This is a genomic window from Halobaculum sp. EA56 (assembly GCF_051195075.1).
Lineage (GTDB): Archaea > Halobacteriota > Halobacteria > Halobacteriales > Haloferacaceae > Halobaculum.
This window is the reverse complement of the sequence record NZ_JBNTJX010000002.1, coordinates 290,004-314,449: the sequence shown is the minus strand read 5'-3', so window position 1 is coordinate 314,449 and position 24,446 is coordinate 290,004. Positions and strand designations below refer to the sequence as shown.

General features: G+C 73.8%; 30 protein-coding genes and 1 tRNA gene. 12 read left to right on the top strand and 19 right to left on the bottom strand.

All coding sequences use genetic code 11. The features are described 5' to 3' along the window. Positions 1–155: 155 nt before the first annotated feature. From ACQUQ1_RS04745 to ACQUQ1_RS04735, 3 genes are read left to right on the top strand one after another with little or no spacing between them, the layout of a single operon-like run. Complete coding sequence (locus ACQUQ1_RS04745) at positions 156–887, top strand: hypothetical protein (RefSeq protein WP_435063116.1); 732 nt, start codon at positions 156–158, stop codon at positions 885–887. Further along, on the top strand, positions 888–1,229 hold the full coding sequence (locus ACQUQ1_RS04740) for a hypothetical protein (protein ID WP_435063115.1): 342 nt from the start codon (positions 888–890) through the stop codon (positions 1,227–1,229). Further along, on the top strand, positions 1,226–3,568 hold the full coding sequence (locus ACQUQ1_RS04735) for a type B DNA-directed DNA polymerase (protein ID WP_435063114.1): 2,343 nt from the start codon (positions 1,226–1,228) through the stop codon (positions 3,566–3,568). The genes ACQUQ1_RS04740 and ACQUQ1_RS04735 overlap by 4 nt, the downstream gene beginning before the upstream one ends. Positions 3,569–3,638: 70 nt before the next feature. Here the strand turns inward: ACQUQ1_RS04735 and ACQUQ1_RS04730 are convergent, their stop codons facing one another. Next, complete coding sequence (locus ACQUQ1_RS04730; RefSeq protein ID WP_435063113.1) at positions 3,639–3,932, bottom strand: translation initiation factor; 294 nt, start codon at positions 3,930–3,932, stop codon at positions 3,639–3,641. A 126-nt stretch (positions 3,933–4,058) separates the two neighbouring features. Next, entirely contained in the window at positions 4,059–5,321 is a 1,263-nt protein-coding gene (icd, locus tag ACQUQ1_RS04725; RefSeq protein WP_435063112.1) for an isocitrate dehydrogenase (NADP(+)), read from the bottom strand. A gap of 123 nt (positions 5,322–5,444) precedes the next feature. Between icd and ACQUQ1_RS04720 the strand changes: the two genes are divergently transcribed. From ACQUQ1_RS04720 to ACQUQ1_RS04710, 3 genes are all read left to right on the top strand, one after another. Further along, positions 5,445–7,487, top strand: a complete 2,043-nt coding sequence (locus ACQUQ1_RS04720; RefSeq protein ID WP_435063111.1) for an aldo/keto reductase — start codon at positions 5,445–5,447, stop codon at positions 7,485–7,487. Beyond that, the gene (locus ACQUQ1_RS04715; RefSeq protein WP_435063110.1) at positions 7,484–8,383 is read left to right on the top strand and encodes a CDP-alcohol phosphatidyltransferase family protein; all 900 of its coding nucleotides are present in this window, start codon (positions 7,484–7,486) and stop codon (positions 8,381–8,383) included. The genes ACQUQ1_RS04720 and ACQUQ1_RS04715 overlap by 4 nt, the downstream gene beginning before the upstream one ends. 85 nt (positions 8,384–8,468) lie before the next feature. Beyond that, entirely contained in the window at positions 8,469–9,335 is an 867-nt protein-coding gene (locus tag ACQUQ1_RS04710; RefSeq protein WP_435063109.1) for an isoaspartyl peptidase/L-asparaginase, read from the top strand. 21 nt (positions 9,336–9,356) lie between these two features. On the opposite strand, the gene ACQUQ1_RS04705 is transcribed toward ACQUQ1_RS04710, so the two are convergent. Beyond that, complete coding sequence (locus ACQUQ1_RS04705) at positions 9,357–9,905, bottom strand: GNAT family N-acetyltransferase (RefSeq protein WP_435063108.1); 549 nt, start codon at positions 9,903–9,905, stop codon at positions 9,357–9,359. 77 nt (positions 9,906–9,982) lie between these two features. Further along, entirely contained in the window at positions 9,983–10,840 is an 858-nt protein-coding gene (locus ACQUQ1_RS04700) for a DUF63 family protein (protein WP_435063107.1), read from the bottom strand. 124 nt (positions 10,841–10,964) lie between these two features. On the opposite strand from ACQUQ1_RS04700, the gene ACQUQ1_RS04695 reads away from it, so the two are divergent. Continuing rightward, positions 10,965–11,165 (top strand): hypothetical protein, encoded by a 201-nt coding sequence (locus tag ACQUQ1_RS04695; RefSeq protein ID WP_435063106.1) that lies wholly within the window; start codon positions 10,965–10,967, stop codon positions 11,163–11,165. Positions 11,166–11,297: 132 nt separating this feature from the next. Continuing rightward, positions 11,298–11,996 carry a deoxyribose-phosphate aldolase gene (deoC, locus tag ACQUQ1_RS04690; protein ID WP_435063105.1) on the top strand — a complete coding sequence of 233 codons (699 nt, stop codon included), beginning with the start codon at positions 11,298–11,300 and terminating at the stop codon, positions 11,994–11,996. Positions 11,997–12,043: 47 nt separating this feature from the next. On the opposite strand, the gene ACQUQ1_RS04685 is transcribed toward deoC, so the two are convergent. Further along, positions 12,044–13,228: a PQQ-binding-like beta-propeller repeat protein gene (locus tag ACQUQ1_RS04685; RefSeq protein WP_435063104.1), complete on the bottom strand. Its 1,185-nt coding sequence runs from the start codon at positions 13,226–13,228 to the stop codon at positions 12,044–12,046. A gap of 179 nt (positions 13,229–13,407) precedes the next feature. Here ACQUQ1_RS04685 and ACQUQ1_RS04680 point away from each other — a divergent pair, with 179 nt between their 5' ends. Beyond that, positions 13,408–14,658: a tRNA (N(6)-L-threonylcarbamoyladenosine(37)-C(2))-methylthiotransferase gene (locus tag ACQUQ1_RS04680; RefSeq protein ID WP_435063103.1), complete on the top strand. Its 1,251-nt coding sequence runs from the start codon at positions 13,408–13,410 to the stop codon at positions 14,656–14,658. Positions 14,659–14,854: 196 nt separating this feature from the next. Beyond that, on the top strand, positions 14,855–15,316 hold the full coding sequence (locus tag ACQUQ1_RS04675) for a hypothetical protein (RefSeq protein ID WP_435063102.1): 462 nt from the start codon (positions 14,855–14,857) through the stop codon (positions 15,314–15,316). On the opposite strand, the gene ACQUQ1_RS04670 is transcribed toward ACQUQ1_RS04675, so the two are convergent. From ACQUQ1_RS04670 to ACQUQ1_RS04635, 8 genes are all read right to left on the bottom strand, one after another. Continuing rightward, a complete protein-coding gene (locus tag ACQUQ1_RS04670; protein ID WP_435063101.1) occupies positions 15,310–16,299 on the bottom strand; it encodes a cation diffusion facilitator family transporter in 990 nt (329 codons plus the stop codon). The two genes, ACQUQ1_RS04675 and ACQUQ1_RS04670, sit on opposite strands and share 7 nt — an antisense overlap. Before the next feature lie 54 nt (positions 16,300–16,353). Continuing rightward, positions 16,354–16,617, bottom strand: a complete 264-nt coding sequence (locus ACQUQ1_RS04665) for a DUF7314 family protein (RefSeq protein ID WP_435063100.1) — start codon at positions 16,615–16,617, stop codon at positions 16,354–16,356. A gap of 4 nt (positions 16,618–16,621) precedes the next feature. Further along, on the bottom strand, positions 16,622–17,131 hold the full coding sequence (locus tag ACQUQ1_RS04660) for a DUF7315 family membrane protein (protein WP_435063099.1): 510 nt from the start codon (positions 17,129–17,131) through the stop codon (positions 16,622–16,624). Between the two features lie 153 nt (positions 17,132–17,284). Continuing rightward, positions 17,285–18,049 (bottom strand): cytochrome bc complex cytochrome b subunit, encoded by a 765-nt coding sequence (locus ACQUQ1_RS04655; RefSeq protein WP_435063098.1) that lies wholly within the window; start codon positions 18,047–18,049, stop codon positions 17,285–17,287. Positions 18,050–18,053: 4 nt separating this feature from the next. Next, positions 18,054–18,860 (bottom strand): cytochrome b, encoded by an 807-nt coding sequence (locus tag ACQUQ1_RS04650; RefSeq protein ID WP_435063097.1) that lies wholly within the window; start codon positions 18,858–18,860, stop codon positions 18,054–18,056. A 4-nt stretch (positions 18,861–18,864) separates the two neighbouring features. Next, on the bottom strand, positions 18,865–19,251 hold the full coding sequence (locus ACQUQ1_RS04645) for a DUF7318 family protein (RefSeq protein WP_435063096.1): 387 nt from the start codon (positions 19,249–19,251) through the stop codon (positions 18,865–18,867). Between the two features lie 3 nt (positions 19,252–19,254). Then, on the bottom strand, positions 19,255–19,890 hold the full coding sequence (locus ACQUQ1_RS04640) for a plastocyanin/azurin family copper-binding protein (protein WP_435063095.1): 636 nt from the start codon (positions 19,888–19,890) through the stop codon (positions 19,255–19,257). 76 nt (positions 19,891–19,966) lie between these two features. Next, positions 19,967–20,857 carry a DUF7319 domain-containing protein gene (locus ACQUQ1_RS04635; RefSeq protein ID WP_435063094.1) on the bottom strand — a complete coding sequence of 297 codons (891 nt, stop codon included), beginning with the start codon at positions 20,855–20,857 and terminating at the stop codon, positions 19,967–19,969. Between the two features lie 139 nt (positions 20,858–20,996). Between ACQUQ1_RS04635 and ACQUQ1_RS04630 the strand changes: the two genes are divergently transcribed. Next, a complete protein-coding gene (locus ACQUQ1_RS04630) occupies positions 20,997–21,482 on the top strand; it encodes a DUF7321 family protein (RefSeq protein ID WP_435063093.1) in 486 nt (161 codons plus the stop codon). 80 nt (positions 21,483–21,562) lie between these two features. Here the strand turns inward: ACQUQ1_RS04630 and ACQUQ1_RS04625 are convergent, their stop codons facing one another. Both ACQUQ1_RS04625 and nth read right to left on the bottom strand, forming a co-directional pair. Next, a complete protein-coding gene (locus ACQUQ1_RS04625; RefSeq protein WP_435063092.1) occupies positions 21,563–21,793 on the bottom strand; it encodes a hypothetical protein in 231 nt (76 codons plus the stop codon). A 104-nt stretch (positions 21,794–21,897) separates the two neighbouring features. Further along, complete coding sequence (gene nth / locus ACQUQ1_RS04620; RefSeq protein ID WP_435063091.1) at positions 21,898–22,581, bottom strand: endonuclease III; 684 nt, start codon at positions 22,579–22,581, stop codon at positions 21,898–21,900. Positions 22,582–22,695: 114 nt separating this feature from the next. Here nth and ACQUQ1_RS04615 point away from each other — a divergent pair, with 114 nt between their 5' ends. Continuing rightward, complete coding sequence (locus ACQUQ1_RS04615) at positions 22,696–22,824, top strand: hypothetical protein (protein ID WP_435063090.1); 129 nt, start codon at positions 22,696–22,698, stop codon at positions 22,822–22,824. 131 nt (positions 22,825–22,955) lie between these two features. On the opposite strand, the gene ACQUQ1_RS04610 is transcribed toward ACQUQ1_RS04615, so the two are convergent. The 4 genes from ACQUQ1_RS04610 to ACQUQ1_RS04595 all read right to left on the bottom strand — a co-directional run bounded on the left by ACQUQ1_RS04610 (position 22,956) and on the right by ACQUQ1_RS04595 (position 24,446). Continuing rightward, positions 22,956–23,258 carry a hypothetical protein gene (locus ACQUQ1_RS04610; protein ID WP_435063089.1) on the bottom strand — a complete coding sequence of 101 codons (303 nt, stop codon included), beginning with the start codon at positions 23,256–23,258 and terminating at the stop codon, positions 22,956–22,958. A 157-nt stretch (positions 23,259–23,415) separates the two neighbouring features. After that, positions 23,416–23,488, bottom strand: a tRNA-Gln gene (locus tag ACQUQ1_RS04605). Between the two features lie 54 nt (positions 23,489–23,542). Then, positions 23,543–23,686: a hypothetical protein gene (locus tag ACQUQ1_RS04600; RefSeq protein ID WP_435063088.1), complete on the bottom strand. Its 144-nt coding sequence runs from the start codon at positions 23,684–23,686 to the stop codon at positions 23,543–23,545. Between the two features lie 322 nt (positions 23,687–24,008). Then, positions 24,009–24,446 carry a metal-dependent transcriptional regulator gene (locus ACQUQ1_RS04595; protein ID WP_435063087.1) on the bottom strand — a complete coding sequence of 146 codons (438 nt, stop codon included), beginning with the start codon at positions 24,444–24,446 and terminating at the stop codon, positions 24,009–24,011.

Genomic DNA, 24,446 nt, shown 5'->3' with positions numbered 1-24,446 from the left:
GCGGGGCGGTTCACTTCCGCGCGGCGACGAGGGGGCGACCCCGCGCGAACCGCCCGCCTCGCGGCCGGACGCGGCGGGGGCGGCCGCGCGCGGCCCGTTCACTTCCGCCGCGCGCGTGGCTCGCGCCTAACACCCCCGCGGGGGATCGATCCCCCATGCGCTCCGCGACCGCCGCCCGAGACGACGCCGTCGACCGCCCCGCCCCCGAACCCGGCCTCACCGTCCTCCGGACCGCGGGGGCGACCCCCGACGCCCTCGCGGCCCTGGCGACCGACTGGCTCGCGCGCGACCCGGGGCCCGCCTACTGGGTCGACGCCGGCGGCGGCGCCGACGCCCGACGGCTGTACGACGCCGCGCCGACCCGCCGGACGCTCGCCGGCCTCCGCGTCGCCCGCGCGTTCACCGCCTACCAGCACGCCGAGCTGGTCCGGCGGCTGCCCGAGCGCGCCCGCCCCGGGACGCGGCTGGTCGTCCTCGCGAACGCCGCGCTCCCGTACCGCGAGGGCGACGCCCCGGCCGACGAGGCGCGCCGGCTCCGGCGCGCGGGGACGACGGTCCTGACGGAGCTGGCGGCGGCGCTCGGTTGTCCCGTCCTCGTCTCGGTCGCCGGCGACGGCGACCACGCCGGGGCCCTCGCAGACGCCGCCGACCGCGTCGTCGACTGCGAGGCGACCCCGTTCGGGACGCGCTTCGACGCGCCGGGACACGTCCCGCGCGGCTACCGCGTCGCCGGCGGCTGGCAGACGACCGTCCCCTACTGGGTCGACCTGTTCGGCGTCGACCCGGCGGACCCGCTCGCGGACCCGGCCCCCGCCGACGCCGCGGCCGCGAGCGTCCCCGGGCCGCTCGATGCGACCGCCGGCGGCGACGGGACGGGGGGCGGGTGAGTGGGCCGGACGACGCCCACCTACCGCCGGTTCCTGGAGGGATACGAGGCCGACTGGGGCGAGTACCGGCGGGCGCTCCGGCGCGGCCGCCGCGACGACTTCGACCGCCTGTTCGAGCGCGCGGCCGCCCACGCCCACGCCGCCGCCGTGCAGAACCCGCCGGACCCGCTGGAGGCGACGTACCTCTCGATGCTGTTGGCCCACGAGGCGGAGATCCGTCGCCTCCGCGAGCGGCTGGCGGCCGTCGAGGAGGGCGAGAACGGGGGAGACGAGGGCGACGCCGACGCGGGCGACCGTCCCGGGACCGACGCCCGCGGCGACGAGGGGGACACGCCGGGATGACCGTCGCGGTCGAGTTCGTCGACGGCGACGCCGTCGTCTGGGAGCGGCCGGAGGACGGCGGGACGGCGGGCACGGCGGGCGACGCGTCCGGCGGGGAGTCGACCGACTGCGACGCCCTGCGGACGGCCGTCCCGCGGCGCGACCCGGAGTACGAGCCGGCGTTCCTCGTCGCGGGCCCCTCGCGGACGCGGGCCCGGCTGGCCGACTGGCTCACCGGCGACGACCGCGTCCGGGGGGTCGAGAGCGTCCGCCGGTACCGCTCGCTGGCCGACCGCGAGGGCGAGCGGATACTCCGCGTGCGCGTCGCCGGTCCCGACGCGGTCCGCCCCGTCGCGCGGCGCGTCCGCCGGGGGTTCGAGCGCGCGCGGCACCCGCCGGGCGCCCTCCGGCTGTTCGACGTGGACCTCGACCCGACGGTCCGCTACTGCCTCGACACGGGGACGCCGCCGGTGCCCGCCGGGGGCGCCGACGCGCTCTCGACGCTCCGGGTCGACCTCCCCGAAGACGCGCTCGCGGCCGGCGACGCGGCGCCCCTCCGGGTCGACGGCGAGCCGGCGGCGGCCCGCGACGCGGCCGACGGCGGCGAGGCGGTCGAGGCGGCCGCCGTGGAGGCGCTCGGGCGGGCGCTCGACCGGACCGACCCGGACGTGCTGGTGGTGTCCAGCGGGGACCTGCTCCCGCTGGTCGCCGAGCGCGCCGACGACCTCGGCGTGCCGTTCCGGTGGGGACGCCACGACGAACGCGGGGTGCGCCGGCTCGCCGGCTCGAACAGCTACGAGAGCTACGGCCGCGTGGGCTTCTCGCCGGCGCGGTACGCCGTCCCCGGGCGCGCGGTCGTCGACCGCGCGGGGAGCTTCCTGTGGGCGGAGGCCGGCCTGGACGGCCTGTGCTACCTCGCCGAGCGCTCGCGCCGCCCGCTGCAGGCGACCGCCCGCGCGAGCATCGGCGGCGTGCTCACCTCGATGCAGGTGTACCACGCCCGCGGCCGGGGCGTCCACGCCCCGTGGCGCCCCTGGACGCCCGAGCGCTTCAAGCCGGTCGGGACGCTCCACGACGCCGACCGCGGCGGCGTCACCCTCTCCCCGGAGGTCGGCGTTCACCGCGACGTCGTCGAGGTGGACTTCGCGTCGCTGTACCCGGCGATCATCCGCGCGCACAACGTCAGCCCCGAGACGGTCCGCTGCGACTGCTGCGGCGACGACGACTCGGGGACGACGGCCGTCCCCGGCCTCGGCTACCGGGTCTGCGCCCGCGAGGGGTTCCTCCCGGGCGTGCTCGCGCGCCTGCTCGACGACCGCGCGGCCGCAAAGCGCGTCGCCGACGACGACGACGCCGCCCCCGCCGAGCGCGAGCGCGCCGGCCGCGTCGCCGACGCGATCAAGTGGGTGCTCGTGTCGTGTTTCGGCTATCAGGGCTACCGGAACGCGAAGTTCGGGCGGATCGAGTGCCACGAGGCGATCAACGCGTTCGCCCGCGAGGCGCTGCTCGACGCGAAGGACGCGTTCGAGGCCGCCGGCTGGCGGACGGTTCACGCCGTCGTCGACAGCCTGTGGGTGACCCCCGCGGACGCCGGCGGCAGCGCGGGCGGGTCCGGAGACGGCGGCCCGGCCACGGTCGACGGCCCCGCGGCGACCCCCGCCCGCGACGTGGCCGCCCGGGTGAGCGACGCCGTGGGGATCCCCCTGGAGTTCGAGGCCCGGTACGACTGGGCGTGTTTCGTCCCGAAGCGCGGCTCGCGGGCCGGCGCGCTCACGAAGTACTTCGGGCGACGGGCGGACGGGACGTACCGCGTCCGGGGGATCGAGTGTCGCCGGCGGAGCACGACCGACTTCGTCGCCGACGCCCAGCGGGCGATGGTCCGCGCGCTCGGCGGGGACGGCGACCGGGAACACGGCGGCGGCGGTGACCGCGGCGACGCCGACGCCGACCTCGCCGACGACCCCCTCGGGGCCGTCTGTCGCGTGCTCGCGCGTCGCCTCCGCGACCTCCGGACGGGCGGCGTCGACCCCGCCGACCTGACGATCCGGACCCGCGCCTCGAAGGACCCCGAGGGGTACGACCGCGACACGCTGACGGCGGCCGCGCTCGACCGGTACGAGCGCGCCGGCGTCGACCGCGCGGCCGGCCAGTCGGTCGCGTACGTCGTCGTCGACGACGACGCCCGGGGCGCGGGCCGGGTCCGCCTCGCGTTCGAGGAGCCGGACGGCTACGACGCCGCGTTCTACCGCGAGCGGCTGATCCGGGCGGCCGCGAGCGTCACGTCGCCGTTCGGCAGCGACCGCGACGACGTGGAGGCGTTCCTCGGCGACGGGCGCGACGCGCGGCTCTCGGCGTTCTGAGGCTGCTGCCACCGAGATCGGGACGCGGAGCGCGGGGCGGACGGCAGGAACGGGCGAGGGAGGCGGGACGCTACGCGACCGTGAAGCCGCGCTCCTCGAGGAGGGCGCGGACGCGCTCGGCGTGTTCGCCCTGGACCTCGATGACCCCGTCGTCGACGGTTCCGCCGGCGCCGACGGCGCGCTTCAGTTCGGAGGCCAGCTCGCGCAGGTCGACCGCGTCGGGGTCGAACCCCTCGATCACGGTGACGGGCTTGTCGTACGTGCGCCGCTCGACGCGGATCGAGAGCGTCTGCTCGGCGCGGTCCAGGTCCGCGGTCGGGTCGTCCGGGATCCCCGCGAAGGGGTCCTCGTCGTTGTCACCCACGGCGACGGGTAGGCGGCGGAGCGTGAAAAACGGGTGTGCGGTCGTGTGCGGGACGTACCTACGCGGGCGCCGGACGGCGGTTCGGACGCGACGGCGGACCGCCGGTCCGGGTCGGGCGCGGCCGATCTACGCGAGGTCGTGGATGCGCTCGACGACCTCCTCGGCGAACTCGGAGGTCGCGAGCTTCGTGGCGCCCTCGCGCTGGCGTTCGAGGTCGTAGGTGACGCGACCCTCGCTGATCTGCTGCTCGACGGCGTCGCGGACGAGGTCCGCGGCGTCGTTCCAGCCGAGGTACTCGAGCATCTCGCGGCCCGAGAGGATCATCGCGGTCGGGTTCACCTTGTCCTCGCCGGCGTACTTGGGGGCGGAGCCGTGGACGGGCTCGGCCAGCGCCTTGCCGTCGCCGTAGTTGACGCCCGGCGCGATGCCGAGACCGCCGATCTGGGCGCCGGCGGCGTCGGACATGTAGTCGCCGTTGAGGTTCATCGTCGCGATGACGTCGTAGTCGCTCGTGCGCGTCAGGAGCTGCTGGAGCATGTTGTCCGCGATGCGGTCCTTGACGACGAGCGTGCCCTCGGGCGCCTCGCCGTCGTGCTCGTCCCACAGCTCGTCCTCGGTGATGACGTCCTCGCCGTACTCCTCCTCGACGAGCTCGTAGCCCCAGTCGCGGAAGGCGGCCTCGGTGAACTTCATGATGTTCCCCTTGTGGACGAGCGTGACCGAGTCGCGGTCGTTGTCGAGGGCGTAGTCGATCGCCTGCCGGATGAGGCGCTTGGAGGCGAACTCCGAGATGGGCTTGACGCCGATGCCGACGGGGCCGTCGTGGATGACGTCCTCGTTGCCCATCTCGTCCTCGACGAACTCGCGCATCCGCTCGGCCTTCTCGGTGCCGGCCTCGTACTCGATGCCGGCGTACACGTCCTCGGTGTTCTCCCGGAAGGTGACCATGTCCATCTCCTCGGGGTTCTTCACCGGCGACGGGACGCCCTCGAGGTGGTAGGTCGGGCGGACGTTCGCGTACAGGTCGAGCGTCTGGCGCAGCGCGACGTTCAGGGAACGGAACCCGGAGCCGACCGGCGTCGTCAGCGGGCCCTTGATGCCGACGCGGAACTCGCGGAACGCCTCGACGGTCTCGGCGGGGAGGTTCTCGTCGTACTTCTCGCGGGCGCTCTCGCCGGCGTACACGCGCATCCACGCGATGGAGCGGCCGGTCGCCTCGGCGGCCGCGTCGAGTACCTTCTGGGCGGCCGGTCCGACGTCGGTTCCGATGCCGTCGCCGTGGATGATCGGGATGATCGGGTTATCGGGAACGTCGAGTTCGCCCGTCTCCTCGTCGGCGAGGGTGATGACCTCGCCCTCCTCGGGGCGCTCGGCGATGTCGTAGCTCATGGCGTACCCTCGGATTCCGACGGGGCGCGAAAAAGCCTGCCGTTCTCCGTCTCCGCGCCGGATCCGCCCGACGCGACGCGGGTCGGCCTCGGGTTATTTACTCGGCCGGCCCGTTCGGGATCCGTGGACTGCCTGTTCGTCGGCGCCGGTTCGGTCGCGCGGCTGTACGCCGCCGGACTCGCGGACTCGCCGCTGTCGCTGTCGGCCGTCTGCGACCTCGACCGGGAGCGCGCCGAGTCGTTCGCGGCGGCCGTCGCGGGCGACGACGACGCCCCCGGGAACGCGGACGGGGACGGCGATTCCCCCGCCCCCGCACCCGATCGGCCCGCCGTCTACGCCGACCTCGACGCGATGCTCGCCGCCGAGGACGCCCCGCTCGCGGTCACACTCACGAGCCACGGGTCTCACGCCGAGGTGACGCGTGCGTGCCTCGACGCCGGGCGACACGTCTTCTCCGAGAAGCCGCTGGCGCTTTCCCCCGCCGAGGCGGCCGACCTGCTCGCGCTCGCCCGCGAGCGCGACCTGGCGCTCGGGTGCGCGCCCATCGCGCCCGAGTGCGACGCCCAGCGCCACGCCCGGACCCTCCTCGACGACGGCCGCCTCGGGGACGTCCGCCTCGCGTACGCGACCGCACACGTCGGGCGCGTCACCGAGTGGCACGACCGGCCCGGCTCGTTCCTCTCGGTCGGCCCGCTGTACGACGGCGCGGTGTACCCGCTGTCGGTGCTCGTCGACTGGTTCGGCCCGGTCGGGCGCGTCCGCTCGGCCGACGCCGTCGACGCCTGGCCCGACCGCGAGACCGACCGTCCGGGGGCCTTACCGCACGTCGAGGCGACGCTGGCGTTCGCGGACGGACCGACCGTCTCCCTCCGGGCGAGTCTCTACGCCGACCACCGGAGCCGGGAGTTCTACTCCGTGGAGCTCCACGGCGACGACGGCACGCTCTACCTCTCGGACGCCGGCGCGATGGCCGCCGACCGCGACGCGGTGCGCGCGCGCGGCGGCGACCGCGAGCCCGTGTCGGCGCCGCACCCCCGCCCGCGACGCGAACGGTCGCACCTCGACGGCCCCGCCCGCCTCGCCCGCGCCGTCGAGCGGGGCGACCGCCCGCGCGACTCGGCCCGGCGGGCCGCCCACGTCGTCGCCGTCTGTGCGGCCGTCGAGGCGGAGGCGAGCGACCCCGACGGGACCGGTCGACCGATCGCCGGCGTCGACGCGAGCGAAGCCGCCCGCGACGCCCGCGGTCCGCCGCCGGTCCGCCCGCCCGCGTGGGTCGTCCCCGACGGCGCCGCGCTCCGGCTCCCGCCGGTCGGGTTCGGCTGCTCGCGCTACCGGGGGGAGGAGTACGTCGACCGGGTCGACTCGATCGGGACCGCCCTGGACGCGGGCTACCGCCTGCTCGACTCGGCGGAGCTGTACGGCAACGAGTCGCGGATCGGCGACCTGCTCGACGCGGCCGGCTCCCCCGACCGCGAGGGGCTGTTCCTGCTGGGGAAGGCGTGGAACACGAACCACGGCCACCTCCGGGAGGCCTGCGAGGGGTCGCTGTCGGAACTGGGCGTCGACGCGTTCGACTGCTACGCGCTCCACTGGCCGGACGCCTGGGCGTACCAAGGGGCCCTGCGCCGCCTCGCGGAGGTCCCCGTCGACGAGCGGGAGGCGCTGACGTTCCCGACCGACGCCGACGGCGAGCGCGCGACCGCCGACCGCGACCTCGCGGACACGTGGCGCGACCTCGCGTCGCTCCGCGACGCGGGCCTCACCCGGACGATCGGCATCTGCAACGTCGACCTCGACCGCCTGCGCGACCTCGTGGCCGAGACGGGCGTCGCGCCCGCGCTGGTCCAGGTGGAACGGCACCCGTACACGCCGAGGTCGGCCCTCGTCGAGTGGTGCCACGGGCGCGGGATCCGCGTGGTCGCGCACTCGCCGCTGTCGGCGCCGGGGCTGCTCGCGGAGCCGGTCGTTCGGGAGGTGGCCGAGGAGGCCGGGACGACCCCCGCCGGCGCGGTGCTCGCGTGGAACGTCGCCGCCGGCGTCGTCCCCATCCCGTCCAGCACCGACCCCGACCACGTCGTGGAGAACCTCGCGGCCGCCCGGGTCGAACTCTCCGGGGGGCAGCGCCGGCGACTGGACGGCCTCGCCGATCCGGGGTTCGAGCGATGAGCGACGCCGACCCCGCCGCGGTCGACCGATCGGCGCCGGGTGCGGGCGCCGTCGCCTGGGTCGCCCTCGCGCTCCTGGCCGTCGGCGGCGGCGCCGGCGCCCTCACCGCCGCCGTCGGGCCGGGGACCGCCGGCGCGTGGCTGGTCCCCGCCGCGGCGGTCGCCGCGTGGGAGTGCCTGTTCCTGCTCCGGCGGACGGGGCTGAACCACCCGCCCGACGAGCCCTCGTCCGTCGCCGGCGGCGCCGGCGTCGGCGTCGCGAACGCGGTGACGCTGGGTCGCGGGCTGCTGTACGCCGGGGTCGCGGGCTTCCTGCTGACCGGGCCGATCGCCGGCGCGCTCGCGTGGGCCCCGGCGCTGCTGTACGGGGCGGGCGCGGCGCTGGACGCCCTCGACGGCGCGCTCGCCCGGACCCTCGGCCGGCGGACCGTCCTCGGCGAGAAGCTCGACATGGGGGTCGACACGCTGGGGTTCCTCGTCGCGCCCCTCGTGGGCGTCGCGTGGGGGCGCCTGCCCGTCTGGTACCTCTCGCTGTCGGCCGCGCGCTACCTCTACAGGCTCGGTCGCTGGCGCCGCCGCCGGCGCGGCCTCCCGGTGTTCCCCCTCCCCGACAGCCGCGTCCGCCGGCCGCTGGCGGGCCTCCAGATGGCGTTCATCGCCGTCGCGCTCGCGCCGGTCCTGCCCCCGTCGGTGGTCGCGGCGCTCGCGGCCGTCGTGCTCGCCCCCTCGCTCGCGGTGTTCGCCCGCGACTACCTCGTCGTCGCGGGACGCCTCGGGAGTCCGGGCGGCGGGTCGGAGCCGACCGGCGCCGACGGGAGCCCCGACGCCGCCGACGGGTCGACGGCCGACGGGGTCGACGCCCCGGGCGACGACGTCGGTACCGCGTGCGACGACTGACGGGCCTCCCCGCGCCCGCCGGCGCGCTCCCGCTCGCCGCGCCGGTTCCCGTGGATTGATGCGGGGCGCCGCCGCCGGGGTTCCCATGCGAGTCATCTGCCACGGCGGCGCGGGCGGCGTCCCCGACGAACCGGAGCCCCGACAGGCGGTCCTCGACGAGGCCGCCGGGACGGGCGCGGCGGAGTCGGACGCGGTCGACGCCGTCGTCGCGGCCGTCGAGGTGCTCGAGGAGTCGCCCCGGTTCAACGCCGGCTGCGGGGGCGCCGTCCAGTCGGACGGCGTCGTCCGCACGGACGCCGGGATCATGACCGACGGCCGGGAGGCGGGCGCCGTCGCCTCGATGCCGGGCGTCGCCAACGCCGCCGCCGTCGCCCGCGTCGTCATGGAGGAGACGCCCCACGTGCTCGTCTCGGGCGTCCACGCGGTCGACCTCGCCGACGACTTCGGGGTGGCGGTGGAGCGCGACCTGCTCACCGACGACGCGCGCGCCGACTACGAGGACGCCGACCCGCCGGCGCCGGACGCCGGGCCGCGCGAGCACCTCGCGTGGCTGGACGAGAGGTTCGCGGGGCACGACACCGTCGGCGCCGTCGCGCACGACCCCGACGACGACTCCTTCGCGGCCTGCACCTCCACCGGCGGGCGGACGTTCGCGCTCGCGGGTCGCGTCGGCGACGTGCCCCAGATCGGCTCCGGCTTCTTCTGTGCGCCCGCGGGCGGCGCCAGCGCGACCGGCGCGGGCGAGGACATCGCGCGGGCGACGCTCACACGGCGGGCGGTCCGCCACCTGGAGGAGGGCCTCGACGCGCAGGCGGCCGCCGACCGCGCCGTCGCGGAGTTCGGGGAGCTGACCGGCTCCTCGGCGGGCGTCATCGTCCTCGACGAGGGGGGCGCGGGGTCGGCGTACAACTCCGAGGGGATGCAGACGAGCGTCGCGACCGGCCCGGAGTAGCCGTGGACCCCCGGACCGGCCTCACTCCCCGTCGAGGCGCGTCCACAGCTCGACGACCGTCCCGGTCACGTCGCAGTCGTCGCCGCCGAACTCGTGGACGACCTCGCGCTCGCGCTCGTAGCCGTGTCGCTCGTAGAAGCCCACCGCGTTGAGGGAGGCGTGCAGGCCGAGCGCGCGGAGGCCGCGCTCGCGCGCCTCGCGCTCCAGGTCCGCGAGCAGCGCCGAGCCGAGGCCCTCGCCGGCGCGGTCGGGGTCGACGTACACCGCCTCGACGGCGCCGACGGTCCCGCTCCCGTCCGGGAGTTCGAGGGCCGCGGGCGGCTCCGAGAGGTAGTCCGGCGGCTCCGGCACGAGCGTCCCGAAGCCGACGACGGCGCCGTCGACCTCGGCGACGATATTGTAGGCGTCGCCGTCGCCGAGGTGGTCGTAGTCTCCGGGGCTCCGGTCGCCCGCCCAAGCGTCGACCTGCTCGGCGTCGTACGCGCGGGGGCCGAGCCCGCGGATCGACGCCTCGTGGACGCGACAGACCGCCGCGGCGTCCCCGGGGGTCGCCTCGCGAACGCGAACCACGCCGGCGACACGGGGGGACGCGAGGAAGGGGTTGCGGTCGGACAGTCGACGTGTCGACCCCTCCACGGAGGGACGGGCTACGCCGCCGCGACCGCGAACAGCAGCGCGTTGTGGACCCCGGGGCCGAGCCCCACGGCGGTCACCAGCGCGAGGAGCGCGTAGCCGTAGCGGGGCTCCTCGCGGACCGTCGGCGCGACGGCGACGACGACCAGGCAGGCGACCGCGAGCTTCACGAGCACGAACAGCCAGCCGGCGCCGAGCAGGTCGGCCGTGGGGAGGCCGGCGGCGAACTCGATGATGACCCGCGAGGCGGGCGTGCGCTCGCCGAAGCCGAGCAGGTCGACGCCGACGGCGGTCGTGACGCCGTCGACGCCGTGGGCGGCGACCGCCAGCAGGCCCGCGCGGCCGGTGACCGCGACGCCCTCGCGGAGGCGGAACAGGAGCGCCCCCGCGGCGACGCCGAGGGCGGCGCCGCCGATGAGCCCGGCCGCGGGCAGCAGCGGCGAGAGCGTGCCGTTCGAGAGTCCGTACCGGAGTACGCCGCCGACGGGCGGGAGCAGCGCGACGACGCCGCCGACGGCCAGGAGGGGCGCGTCGTCGCGCCCGGACGCGAGCGCGGCGAGCCACGTCGCGCCGGCGACGGCCGCGGTCGTGAGGTACGCGGCGGGCGTGCCGAACAGCGGTGCGAGCGCTGCCGGGAGCGCGTCGAGGGCGTACAGCACGTGGCCGGCGGCGCCGACGCACATCCACGGCACGAGCGCGAGCACGTGCCCGCGGCCGAACGGCGGGTCGCGCCGGCGGAGGCCCCAGGCGACGCCCGCGAGCGCGGCCGCGAGCGCCAGCAGGTGCGGCACCGGGGGAAGCCCGAACCCGGAGGGGAGCACCTGCCCCGGGAGCGACGCGGGGAACGACTGCGGGGGCGCGAACGGATCCATGCCCGTGGGGCCGGCCCGGCGGGTGAAAGCGTTGTGGGAACGCGTCCGGGGGCGGCCGGGGGATCGGCCGCCAACGGGGGCGACGACCGCCACCGTTACCCCTCGCGGTCCGCCACGCCCGGCCGTGAATCGACTCGTGCGCGCGCTGCTCGCGGTGTCGATCGCCCCGCCGGTGGTGCTCGCGACGTTCGTCCTGTTCCCGGACCCGACGGGCGGGGTAGCGATCGTCGTCGGCGCCGTCGCCTCGCTGGTCGCGGTTCCGGCGGCCTACCTCGCGCTCGGGGGCGGGGGGACCGACGGGGAGGCCGACGACGGGGGCGAGTGAGCGCGGCGGCGGCCGGGTCGGCGACGTCGGCGGCGCCGCCCCGGGAACGGCGGGAGCGGACGGTCCGGGGGCGGGGGAAGACGACGGCCGCCACTCGGTAGCTTTTCCGACACGCGTCCCGAGCCTCGGGGTATGACCGACGACACGACCGCGGACGGCGACGGACCGCACGGGTTCGCCGACCCCGAGGCGCTCTCGCCGGAGGCGTTCGCGGCGACGATAGACCACACGGTGCTCGGCCCCGAGACGACGGTCGCCGACGTGCGGCGCGTCCTCGACGAGGCCGACGGGTACGGGATGAACGCCTGCGTCCCGCCGTGTTACGTCGCCGAGGCCGCCGAACACGCCCCGGGCGTGACCCTGGCGACGGTGATCGGCTTCCCCCACGGCCAGAACACGCCCGAGGCGAAGCGGCTGGAGGCGGAGGACGCCTGGGACGCCGGCGCGGACGAACTCGACCTCGTGATCAACGTCGGGCGGCTGAAAGCCGGCGACGACGACGCCGTCCGCGCGGAGATAGCCGAGGTCGTCGCGTGCGTCCCGGTACCCGTGAAGGTGATCATCGAGACGGCCCTGCTCGCCGACGAGGAGAAGCGGCGGGCGTGTGCGGCCGCCCGCGACGCCGACGCCGCGATGGTGAAGACCTCGACCGGGTTCGCCGACGGCGGCGCGACGGTCGCCGACGTGGAGCTGATGAGCGAGTACCTCCCGGTGAAGGCCAGCGGCGGCGTCGGGAGCTACGAGGAGGCCTGCGCGATGCTCGCGGCCGGCGCCGAGCGCGTCGGCGCCTCCTCGGGCGTCGCCATCGTCGAGGGACACCCCGACGCCTGAGGTCGGGGAGCCACGGGACGCGGGCGCCGGGCCGTCGACCCCCGCGGTCACTCCAGCACGGCGACGCCCGGCGACCCGTCGAGGTCGTCGGACGCGACGACGAGCGCGCCGTCGGCGACGACGACGCTCCGGACCGGGAGGCTCCGCCGCCACCGCTCCACGTCGACGCGGTAGGGGCCGACGCCGACGCCGCCGCCGAGCGCGTACGCCCGCAGCGACCCGCCGACGCCGGCGTACAGCGTGTCGCCGGCGGCCGCCGGCGGCGACGCGGGCGCCGCCCGGTCGGTGGTCGTCCGCCATCGACCGCGGCCGGTGGCGGCGTCGACCGCGGCGACCCCGTCGGGGCCGACGCCGACGACGAGGCCCCCCGCGTGCACGAGCGCGTCCGTCACCGTCGGGGCGTCCCGGGCGTGCCAGACGGTCCGGCCGGCGGCCGCCCCGGTCGCGAGCCGGAAGAGCCCGCCGCCGAACGTCGCGGCGTACACCCCCTCGCGGGCCGCACTCAGCGCGCGAACCGTCCCCGGAAGCTTCCGCCGCCACAGCGGGACGCCCCGGACCGTCCCGTCCTCGGGCTCGACGACGTGCAGCTCGTAGGCCTCGCCGCCGGTTGTCCCGACGTACACCCGGTCGTCGCGGGCGGCAAGCGAGTAGACGCCGGTGAACGCCCGGAAGCGCCAGCGCGTCTCGCCGGTCCGCGGCGCGAGCGCCGCCACCCGGCCGTCGGTGTCGCCGACGACGACCGCGTCGCCGGAGGGCGCGGGGAGCGGCCCGGCGCCGAAGTCGGCGGCCGTCTCGACGCGCCAGCGCCGCTCGCCGGAGCCCGCCTCGAACGCGTACGCCGCGGGCTCCTCGCGGCTGGTCGCGTAGGCGACGCCGTCGGCGACGGCGACGCCGTACGGGGCGATCGACGCGTGCCAGCGCTCCTCGCCGTCGCGCAGTCGGAGGGCGTGGAGGCCGTCCTCGGCGGGGACGAACACCGTGTCGCCGGCGACGACCGGCCGGCCGACGGCCCGTCCCGTCTCGGCGCGCCAGCGCTCGGTCGGCGGCGTCCGCGGCGCGACCCCGTCGGGCGCGTAGTTGGTCGCCCGGGGGCCGCGGCCGGGAAGCGGCCACTCCGTGTCGGCGTCGCGCCCCGGCGAGAAGGTCGACCCGCCGCCCCCGGTCGCACAGCCCGCCAGTCCGGACGCTCCGCCGGCGGCGAGTCCCGCGAGGAGGGCGCGGCGCGAGGGCATCGGTTCGCCGGATACTACGACGGGCGGGGGATATCTGTTTCCCATCCCGGGCGCCCGATCCCGGGACCCGACCGACGCGGGGGACCCGGCGTCGGTCCCCGCCACGGTCCGGACGGACCGGTCCCGACGCCGCGGACCGTACCCCTTAACCTCGCGCGCGAGGAGGGACACACAAGCGAATGGCGACGTACCACATCGAGACCTACGGCTGCACGTCCAACCGGGGCGAGAGCCGGGAGATCGAACGCCGGCTCAGGGACGGCGGCCACCGCCCCGCCGACGGCCCGGCGGAGGCGGACGTGGCCATCCTCAACACCTGCACGGTCGTCGAGAAGACCGAGCGCAACATGCTCCGGCGGGCCGAGGAGCTGAGCGAGGAGACGGCCGACCTCATCGTCACGGGCTGTATGGCGCTCGCGCAGGGCGAGGCGTTCGCCGAGGCCGACGTGGACGCCCGGGTGCTCCACTGGGAGGACGTTCCCACGGCCGTGATGAACGGCGAGTGTCCGACGACGACGGCCGACACCGAGCCGGTGCTCGACGGCCAGGTGGGCATCCTCCCCATCGCCCGCGGCTGCATGAGCAACTGCTCGTACTGCATCACGAAGTTCGCGACCGGCCGCATCGACTCGCCGCCGGTCGCCGAGAACGTCGAGAAGGCCCGCGCGCTCGTCCACGCGGGCGCCAGCGAGATCCGCGTCACGGGCCAGGACACCGGCGTCTACGGCTGGGACGGAGGCGAGCGGAAGCTCCCGGAGCTGCTCGACCGCGTCTGCGACATCGACGGCGAGTTCCGCGTCCGCGTGGGGATGGCGAACCCCGGCGGCGTCCACGGCATCCGCGAGGAACTGGCCGACGTGTTCGCCCGCAACGAGGAACTGTACAACTTCATCCACCTCCCGGTGCAGTCCGGCAGCGACGACGTGCTCGCGGACATGCGCCGCCAGCACCGCGTCGACGAGTTCCTCGAGATCGTCGAGACGTTCGAGGAGCGCCTCGACGAGTGGACCCTCTCGACGGACTTCATCGTCGGCTTCCCCACCGAGACCGACCACGACCACGCCCAGTCGATGGCGCTGCTGCGGGAGGTACGCCCCGAGAAGGTGAACGTCACGCGCTTCTCGAAGCGCCCCGGCACCGAGGCGGCGGACATGAAAGGGCTGGGCGGACAGACCAAGAAGGACCGCTCGAAGGAGATGAGCGCCGCCAAGCGCGAGATCGTCGGCGAGGCGTACGAGGCGATGGTCGGCTCCGAGCGCCGCGTCCTCGCCGTCGAGGAGGGCACCGGCGACTCGGTGAAGTGCCGCGACGGCGCCTACCGGCAGGTGATCGTTCGGCACGCGGACGACCACGGCGTCGAACTCGGCGACTTCCTCGACGTGGAGATCACCGGGCAGAACACCATGTACGCGTTCGGCGAGCCGGTGTGACCGGGCGACGCCGCCTCCTCCGCGGACTGACGCCCACACGACAGTACGCCCGCGAGCGACGCCCTCCGACGGCCCGCCGGCGAGGTCGCCGCCCGTCGGCTCCCCGGGCGGTCGGTCGCCCGGCACTCGGGCGTGACGGCCCGAGGACGACTTACGGGACAATAGATTGATACTTCATGGGTACCAACACGCGGTCATGTCCCGCCGTCCGCGGCCGGACGACCCCGCCGACCTGGAGGCGACCCGGACCGAGCGGACGCTGCGCGACACGCTCCACGAGCTCCCGGTGGACGCGCTCGTCCCCGACGGGTGGCTCCTCGGCACCGAGGTCGTGACGTTCGGGGACGGCCTCCCGGCCGACGGCGTGACCCTCCGGAACGACGAGTACCCCCGCGACCTGGTGATCACGCCGGCGGGTGCCGCCGACGGCGAGGCGCTGGCGGTCCACGAGCGCGACCGCGTCGCGGGCCGCCGGACGGTCGTCGCGGGGGTCCCCGCCGTCGGCGACGACGCCGCGGAACTGGAGGCAGCGCTCCGGGCCGCCGGCCGCGCAGCCGCGCGGATCGAGACCGGCGGCGCCGGCGAGGCGACGCTGGACCGCGGCGACCCGTCGCTGTCGCTGTCGGGCGAAGACGGCCGGAAGCTGAACTTCTACTGAGCGTCGTCGGGGCGCGGCTCCGTCCCGCCGGCGTCGGTCGAGCGGTCGCCGTCGCCGTCGATCCGCGCCTCGTCGGGGGCGACGCGGGCGTCGGAGACCTCCTTCCACTCGCCGAGTTCCTTCGGGTCGACGTGGACGAACACGTCGTCGACGGCGGGGATCGCCCGGATCGACTCGACCACCTCCGTCTCGATGTCGTGGGCCTCGAACAGCGAGCGCTCGCCCTCCACCTCGATGTGGAGGCTCACGTCCACCTCCGGGCCGACGTAGTGGGCGACCACGTCGTGGGCGCCGCGCACCTCCGGGTGCGACAGCGCCCGGTCGAGGATCTCCTCGCGCAGTTCCTCCGGGGGCGCCGCCCCCACCAGGTAGCCGACGTTGTCGCGGACGATCTCGTAGCCGGTGTAGAGGATCCCGACGGAGACGGCCGCGGCGGCGACCGCGTCGAGCGAGGGGTAGCCCGCCGCCGCCCCGAGCACGCCGACGATCGCCGCCAGTGCGGTGAGCGTGTCGTTGCGGTTGTCCAGCGCCGTCGCCACCAACGCCGGGGAGTCGCGGCGCCGGCCGACGCGCAGGCAGTAGCGGTACAGGAGCAGCTTCACCGCGCCGCCGGCGACGAGGACGCCGACCGCGAGCGGGCCCCCGGTGAACGTCCGCGGCGGGCCGGGCGCCAGCAGCGCCGTCACGCCGGAGTAGGCGACCGCGCCGCCGGCGACGAGCACGCCCGCGGCGACGAACAGCGAGACGAACGGCTCGATCCGCTCGTGGCCGTGGGGGTGTTCGAAGTCGGGCGGCTGGGTGGTGAGGTACAGGCCGGCGAGCACGACCGCCGAGTAGGCCACGTCCGCCAGCGAGTTGACGGCCTCGGAGCCGACCGCGAGGCTGCCCGTGGCGTACCAGACGGCGCCCTTCGCGACCGCGAGGACCGCGTTCGCCGCGAGGATGACGACGCCCACCCGACGGACCGCGGTCCTGCGGCTCATGGCGGGAGTGGAGTCGCGACCGACAAAAGCCCCCTCCTCGGTCGCACCCGCCGGTTACGCGGAGGGACCCGAGCCTCGGAACTCGTTGAACGCCGGGATGAGCACCCAGAAGGTGAGCGCGCCCAGCAGCGCCGTCCACAGGAACACGTCGTTGAGGAAGATACCGATGGCGTCGAAGACGGTGTTGGGTTCGGGGGGCGCCGCGATGAGCTGCCGGGGGCTCTCGAACGAGGGCGTCCGGTACCAGCCCGCGAGCACCATCCACGCCAGCCCCGCGCCGCAGAACAGGCCGAGGCCCTTGATGAACTCGTCTGCCATTAGGCTATACTTCGGGGTCGTCGTCTTGAGAGTTTCCGTTCTCCGCGCCCATCCCGGCCGCCCGGAACCGGGAGCCGAGGACGTACACGCCGGCCCCGAACGCGATGGATCCCAGACCCAGCAGCGAGAACAGCGCCGTCAACAGCGTCTCCGGCGGGACGACCCCCGCGAGCCCGAACAGCCCGACGACGAACCGACGGGTGAGCGACACCTGCAGCGTCGCCGCGTCGAGCATGACGAACCCGAACACGACGGCCACGACCGCAGTCAGCGTCGCGTACGCGGTCACCCGCTTGTACAGCGCGATTGGGACGACCACGTCGCGTGCGCGCCCCGCGCCGCTCGCGCGCGGGGCGTCGGGGTCGTCCGGTCGCCCGGCAGCCGTGTCCCCGTCGGAGGCGGCTTCGGGACCGTGATCGGTCCCGCCCGCGACGGGGCCGGCGTCGCCGCCCCCGCCCGTGTCGGGGTCCGCCGCGACCGCCGGGTCGTTCCGGTCGGTCGGCTCGTCGCTCATGGGTCGTCCGAGGGGCCGGACGGTACTATGTCCTGCGACGTGGGTCGGCGGGACGACACCCGACGGTCGGGCGACGGGAGAACGAGAGAACGGCAGTCGTGATCGGCGGGTCGGAGCGACCCCCGGAGGCCGGGTAGGGCAGCGACGCTCCGCCTACTTCGGCGGACGCAGCCGGTAGTACCGACGGTTGAGGTCGTACATGTACCCCTCCCGCATCGTCTTCAGGACCGCGTAGGTGACGCAGCCCACGACGACCGGCGCCAGGAACGTCAGGTCGAACAGCAGGTGGACGTTCATCGGCACGAGGTTCTTGATCGACAGCATCGACAGGGTGAACGCGAACACCACGCCGAACATGCCGACGGCCGCCCAGAACGGCTGCTCGACGGGGCGGCGCGCGCTTCCCTTGTTGATGAAGGGGACGATCGCGATGGCGCCGACGACGACGAGGTTCGCGAGCACGCCGTACGTGCGGTCGGCCATCAGTTTCTGCCCGCCCAGGATGGCCAGCTCGGGGTTGAGCGGGCCGAGCTTGAGCAGGCCGAACGACCAGTAGAGGTACCAGTCGGGCAGGATGATCGCCGGCGTCGAGTTGGGGTTCGCGGGGTCGCCGATGTGCGGCGGCAGCGTCGCCGACAGGAAGATGATCATCCCGACGAAGAAGCTGGTGAGCGCGAGGTTGCGCACCGTCTCGTGGGGCCACGTCGGGAACGCGAGCACGTCGCGTTCCACGTAGTCGGACTCCCTGCGGAGCTCCTCGTCCTCGCGGCGCGCCCGCTCGAAGTACTCGTACGTCAGCCGGGAGAGCCCCTCCGTGCGCTCCTTGCGCTCGCGCCACGTCGGGGTCTCGTCGTCCGGCGCGACGATGCCGGTGCCGCCGTCCGTCTGGGGTTCGGTGTCGGTGGTGTCTTCGGTCATGGTCTTAGTGCGGCTCCGCGATGCCCTGCACCCACACGATGCCGATGTGGAGCGCGATGAGCGACGTCACCACGAACGGGAGCAGGAACACGTGGAGGATGTACATCCGCTGGAGCGTCGCCTGGCTCAGCGAGAAGCCGCCGAACAGCAGCTGGGCGACCCACTCGCCGATGAGCGGGATCGAGAGGCTCATCTCGACGCCGATCTGGCCGGCCCAGAAGGCCAGCTGGTCCCACGGCAGGAGGTAGCCGGAGTACCCGAACACCATCGTCAGCGAGATGAGCACGATGCCAAGCAGCCAGTTCAGCTCCCGCGGCTCCTTGTACGCGCCCGTGAAGTAGACGCGCAGCATGTGGAGGAACACCGCGGCGGTCATCACCTGCGCGGACCACCGGTGGATCGAGCGCAGCATGAAGCCGAACTGGAGGTCGCGCATGATGAACGCGATCTGGCTGTAGGCGATCGACGCCTCGCCCGGCCCGGCGCTCCCGACCGCGGGGACGTAGTAGAAGCCGAGCAGAGCCCCCGATATCGCCGCCACCACGTACGCGAGCGTGCTGAAGAAGCCCAGCGTGTACAGCGCGTACCAGTACCAGAACTTGTTGTCCAGGTCGTACTGCTCCGTGTGCGACTTCGGCATCTGGAGGTTCGACCGGTAGTACAGCGACTCCAGCAGCTCCAGGTAGTCGACGATGCGGAGGCGCTTGTCGACCCAGATCAGCGCGGTCAGGAACGTCTGTTCGACCGGCGTCAGGTCCTTGCTCTCGAGCCAGTTCTTGTGGTCGTACTCGTCTTTCTTCTCTAAGCTCATCGTGTCACCGCTTGTAGTAGGGGTAGACGGCGCGCTTGACCTGCTCCCACGCGTCGCCGCCCAGGGTGGTTCCGTCGACGTCCTCCTCGCGGATGTAGAGGTCCTCCCACTTGCGACGCCGCTTCTTGACGATCACGACGTCCGGGAGGAACTCCTTGCGGTAGAGCGCGAGGATGAACGCGAGGTCGATGAATATCACCGCGAGAATGCCGCCGAGGAACATGTTCCCCGTGTCCGAGAGGCCCCAGCCGTTGACGAGGCCGTAGGTGAACATGAACACGAACACGATCTCGACGATCGTCAGGAGGACGATCGCGATCGCCGCGGCGGTGCTCTCGCGCGCCGGTTCGTAGCGGTGGATGTCGCCGTAGGTGGATCCGGTGCTCGACATGGGTTACCTCCCCGTCCCCGTGTGGGCGGACTCCCCGTACTTCACCAGATAGAACGTGAAGATCACGCTCATGACGATGCCGAGGATGGTCGCGGCGCCGACCCAGTGCGCCTGGATCGCGACGCCGAGCTCGTGGAGCTCCTTCGGCCCGCCGCCGCCGGTGGACACCGTCGGAACCTCGCCGCCCACGGCGATGGCGCCGAGCATCCCCAGCGACTTGTGTGGGTCACAGTAGTACTTGTAGATCCCGCCGGTGTCGAAGGTCACGCTGAACGAGAACCCCTCGCTCTCGATGGGCTCGTGACCGGACACGCCGGCACCGGAGGGCGTCTCCTCGAACAGGACGTTGTGACCGCCGGAGACCCACTCGAAGGTGACGGTCGTCCCGGTGTCGATCCACAGCTCCGTCGGCAGGAACGCGAGCCCCCCGCCGCCGCCGACCTCGACGGTCACCTCCGAACTGCCGCGGGCGTCCTCGTACGTACCGCCCTTGGCGCCGTCGGTGTAGCCGCCGAAGTCGGGTTTCTGCCCCCCGCCACCGCCCTCCTGGGCCGTGGCGGTACCGGACGCCGCGGCGGCGCCGGCCCCGAGGGCGGCCGTCGCGCCGCCGGCCTGTCGCATAAAGTCCCGCCTCTTCATCGGTACCGATCGGTCGGGGTTGGGCGCGCATAAACCCACCGACCTCACCGCCGGCCCGTCTCCGGTTCACGGCCCGCTACCCGTCGGTTTCGTCGCCGCCGTCCCCGGCACGGTCGGCGCCGTCGGTCGACCGCCGAACCGCCGGGTCGGCGGCGCTCGGCTCATCGCCCCTGGCCTCGGCCAGCGCCTCCTCGGCGACCTCCTCGAACGGGACGAACTCGGCGGCCTCGCCGCGCTCGGCGATCCCCGCGGCGCGGAGGCGGTCGCGGTACTCCTCGGCGCGGAAGCGGTCCGAGAGGCGCGCGTTCGCGACGATGGCGAACAGGAACACGCCGATCAGCAGGAAGAACCCGCCGGCGACGGGCGCGACGAGCGTGTCGACGCCCAGGAACAGCCACGCGACGAACAGCCCGATCCCGCCCAGGATCTGGAACGCCGCGACCGCCTGGATCATCAGGTTCCCGAACTCGCCGGTCCCTGACTCCACCTCCTCGGGCGTCGGGAGCTCGTACTCCTCGGGCGGCTCGCGCACCTCGTAGGAGTCCATCGAGCAGAGCGCGACCGTCGGCTTCACGTCGCGGAGGACCGTTCCCTCCCCCTCGACGCTCCCGTCCTCGTACACGATCGCCCAGCCCTCGTCCGAGTAGGCGACGACCGAGGGCGGGTCGCCCCGGCGGTCCAGCACGGCGAACACCTCGCGGGAGGCGATCCGGTTCCGGAGGTCCTTCTCGACGCGGTCGAGCAGGTCGCGGCCCGTGATCCACGTGTCGGGGTCGAACGCCGCCTCCCACTCGGCGGCGGTCATCTCGGCCATGTCCGCCGGGCGGAAGTTGTCGAAGTCGTACTTCTCCTCGACCTCGGCCCGCAGCGCGTCGACGGACGGGTTCCCGTCGCTGTCGGCGGAGTCCGCGGCCCCCGTCGGCGCGTTCGCGGGCTCGGCGGACCGCTCGTCCGAGGCGTCGGTCATCTCCTCGAAGTCGGGACTGTAGGCGCATAAGCGCCGCGACGTACGCCCGCCCTGGGGCGCGACCGTCGCTCCGCCTGGCCAGGATCGCCGGACGCGGCTCCGGAGGGCTTACGCCGCCGCCGCACCGAGACCCGACCGGATGCTCTCGGAGGGGACGACGGCGACGGTCGCGGGCGCGATGGTGACGGCGAGCCTGCCCTTCTACCTCTACGGCGCCTGGATCATGGTCGGCAGGGAGCGGGACCACGTGACGTGGGACCGGCTCGTCCGACACCTGCGGGTCATCTTCCCGGGCCTCCTCCTCAACACCGTGCCGGTCGTGTTCTGGATGATACCGCGCCTGTTCGACCAGTTCGGCGGCGTAACCGCGATCCACGCGTTCCTCGGCCTCCAGGCGTACGCCCTGCTCGCGTTCGGCCTCACCGGCATCGTCCGCATCTTCCAGGTGAAACGGAACGCGAACCTCTACGAGGTGGAGGACCCCGACACGAGCCTGAACGACCTCCACGAGAACATGGCCGCGTGGCGCGGGCGACTCCGGATCGGCGTGTTCGGCTACGTCCTCTTCTGGCTGCTCGCGTACGTGGTCGGCGTGTACCGCTACTACGGGCTGTACGTCGCCTGATCCCGCGACGATCCCGGCCGGCCGCTCCGTCTCCCGAGTGTCGATCCGGTTCCCCGCGACCGCCGCGTCGACCGTCTCGCTCAGGACTGGTAGGGCTCCTCGTCGCGGTGGGCGTCGGGGTTCTCCTGCTCGGCCGCCTCCTCCTCGCGCTCCTCGCCGTCGGTGTCGTCGCGCCCGGGTTCCTGGTCCGGCATCGCCTCCTCCGGGACCTCTCCCTCGTCGGCGTCGTCCTTCGAGGACGTGGCGTCCTCGGCCGTCTCCAGGTCGGTGTCCTCCTCGACGTCGACGCCGTGTTCGTCTCCGTCGCTCATGGCCGGCCGTTCGTCCGTGAGTCACCTAAGCCCGGTGGCCGAACCCGGGCCGGGGTCGATCCCGGGGCCCTCGGCCCTCTCCGACCGACGGCCGGCGGGCCCGCTCACCAGGCTTCGCCGCTGGCGAGGTCGACGGGCGAGTCGCCCCGCTCGGAGGGACAGATATCCGCGAGTACGCAGTCGTCGCAGTCCGGGTTCCGAGCCGTGCAGGTCGCCCGCCCGTGGCTGATGAACAGGTGAGTGAACATCCGCCAGTCGTCCTCGGGGACCACGCCCATCAGATCCTCCTCGATGGCCTCCGGCCGCTCCTCCTCGGTGATCCCGAGGCGTCGCGAGATGCGCTGGACGTGGGTGTCGACGACGATCCCCTCGGTCACGTCGTGGGCGTGCTGGAGCACCACGTTCGCGGTCTTGCGCCCGACGCCCGGGAGGTCCGTTAGCGCCGACATCGTGTCCGGAACCTCGCCGTCGTGCTCCTCGGCGAGGATCTCGCCGATCCCCTTGAGGTAGCCCGCCTTGTTGTTGTGGAAGGTGATCCCGTAGATGTCTTCTGCGAGTTGCTCCTCGCTCGCGTTCGCGTAGTCCTCCGGCGACCGGTACTTCTCGAAGAGTTCCTCGCAGACCTCGTTCACCCGCTCGTCGGTACACTGCGCCGACAGCACGACGGCCACGAGCAGCTCCAGCTTCGTCGAGAAGTTCAGCGAGATGTCCGTGTCGGGGTACTCCTCATAGAGCCTGTCGAGCACCTCGACGACCTGCGCCTCGCGCGAGCCGAGCGGCGTTCCCATATCCGTTCTTCCGGCCGCGGGAGTTTCAACGGTTCGAAGCCGGGCGGCCGCGCCGGGCGGCGGGATCGGGGCGGCCGGGGAAACGGTTTTGTCGCCGCCGGCGGAGGTGGCGACATGGACCTCGGCACGCTCGATCACGAGTCGTTCCGCGCGGCCGTCGGCACCGTCGCCGGCTACGGCGCGATCCTCGCCGTCATGACGCTGCTGCTGTTCGGCGTTCCGTACCTGCTGTTCAGTCTGTAGCGACACCGTGGGGTTTTGATGCTCCGGACGGTAGCCCGCGTATGGACCGCCAACAGGTGCTCGCGCTGATCCTCGTGGGCTTGATGATGTTCTCGTCGCTCGCCTACGCCGTGTCGTTCATCTGATCGGGGTCAGTACAGCGGATCGGGTTCGTCCCCTTCGACGGGGTCGACGCCGAGCGCGTCGGCGATCGTCCGTAACTCCGGCTTCGAGAAGCTCCCCGTGTCCGCCTCGTCGGCCGTCTCGGCCAGCCCGACGGCCGCCCTGATCGACGCGCGTGTCGTCCCGTTCGTCGTCCGGCGCCCGGCGGGCACGTCGAGCGCGTCGGCGATCGCCGCCAGTTCCTCCTTGGTGAACGTCGCGGTCGTCTCGCGCTTGAACCGGCCGACGCCGTCGCGGATGCCGTTGCGGATGTCGTGAACGGTGAGCGTCACGGTCGGCCGTAGGGCGCGGGCGTGCAAAACGTCGCTGCCGCCGGAGTCGACGAGGGTGCCGGGCGACGACCGGCCGTCAGCGTGTCGGTGCGGGACCGTCACCCGCTCGAGAACCGACGTCGACCGTATTCTTTTCACACATCTCTATCGAAGAAAGTAGTCCCGGGCGGATTCGAACCGCCGTCGAGGGCTCCAAAGGCCCTCATGATTGGCCGCTACACCACGGGACTGCATCCGACGATACTGGACCGACGTACAATAGGATTACCTTCCACGACCGTCCGTCACGCCCGCCGGATGTCGAACCCCCCGCACTCCGGACACTGCTGTCTGTCCGCGTCGAACCCGCGACCGCACCCCCCGCATTCGAAGTCGTGATCGTCGTCGCCCGCCCCCACGAGCGACTTGATCCGACTCGCGACACTCACACCCATATGTAGGAACGTCCTACAGACGCCCCGTACTTAACCCCGCCGCCATTTCTGTCGCCTCCGAGATCTGTCGATACCGGGCGTTTCGGGCGCCGAAACGGCCTCAGGACGGTCTCGCGTCGGTCCCAGTTGACGGTCCGCCCGAACGCTCGCCGTTCACGAGACCTCCGATCTCGTGAGCTCACGAATCGCGCCGCGATCTGTGAACGCCGATTCCCGAGGCCTCCCTCCGGTCGGCCTCGCGTTCCTCACTGGGCGGCTCGGCACGGAGACCTCGCCGCCGACTCCCGAGGCCTCTCTCCGGTCGGCCTCGCGTCGCTCAGTCGGCGGGGTTCTCCGCCTCGGTCTCGGCGAGGTACTTGCACGCGTCGGCCTCGGCGTCGAAGCAGTCCGGGCAGTCCTCCGAGCGGTCGATGATGGTGTCGAGGCGCTCGGCGACGGTGTCGTCGATGACCGCCTCCAGCGAGCGCGCCTCCGCTCGGTACTCCTCGACCTCGAGGACGTTCGCGAGGAAGCGCTCGATGATGCAGTAGTTCGAGAGGGCCTCCCGCGCGCGGACGATGCCGTCGTCGGTGAGCGAGACGCCCTTGTACTTCTCGTGTTCCGCGAAGCCGCGCTCCTCCAGCTTGCCGATCATCTCGTTGGCGGAGGCAGGGCTCACGTCGAGCGCGTCCGCGACCGCGCCGGTCGAGGCGGGGCCGTCCTCCATCTCCTGCACGAGGTAGATCGCCTTCAGGTACTGATCTGCCGTGTTCAT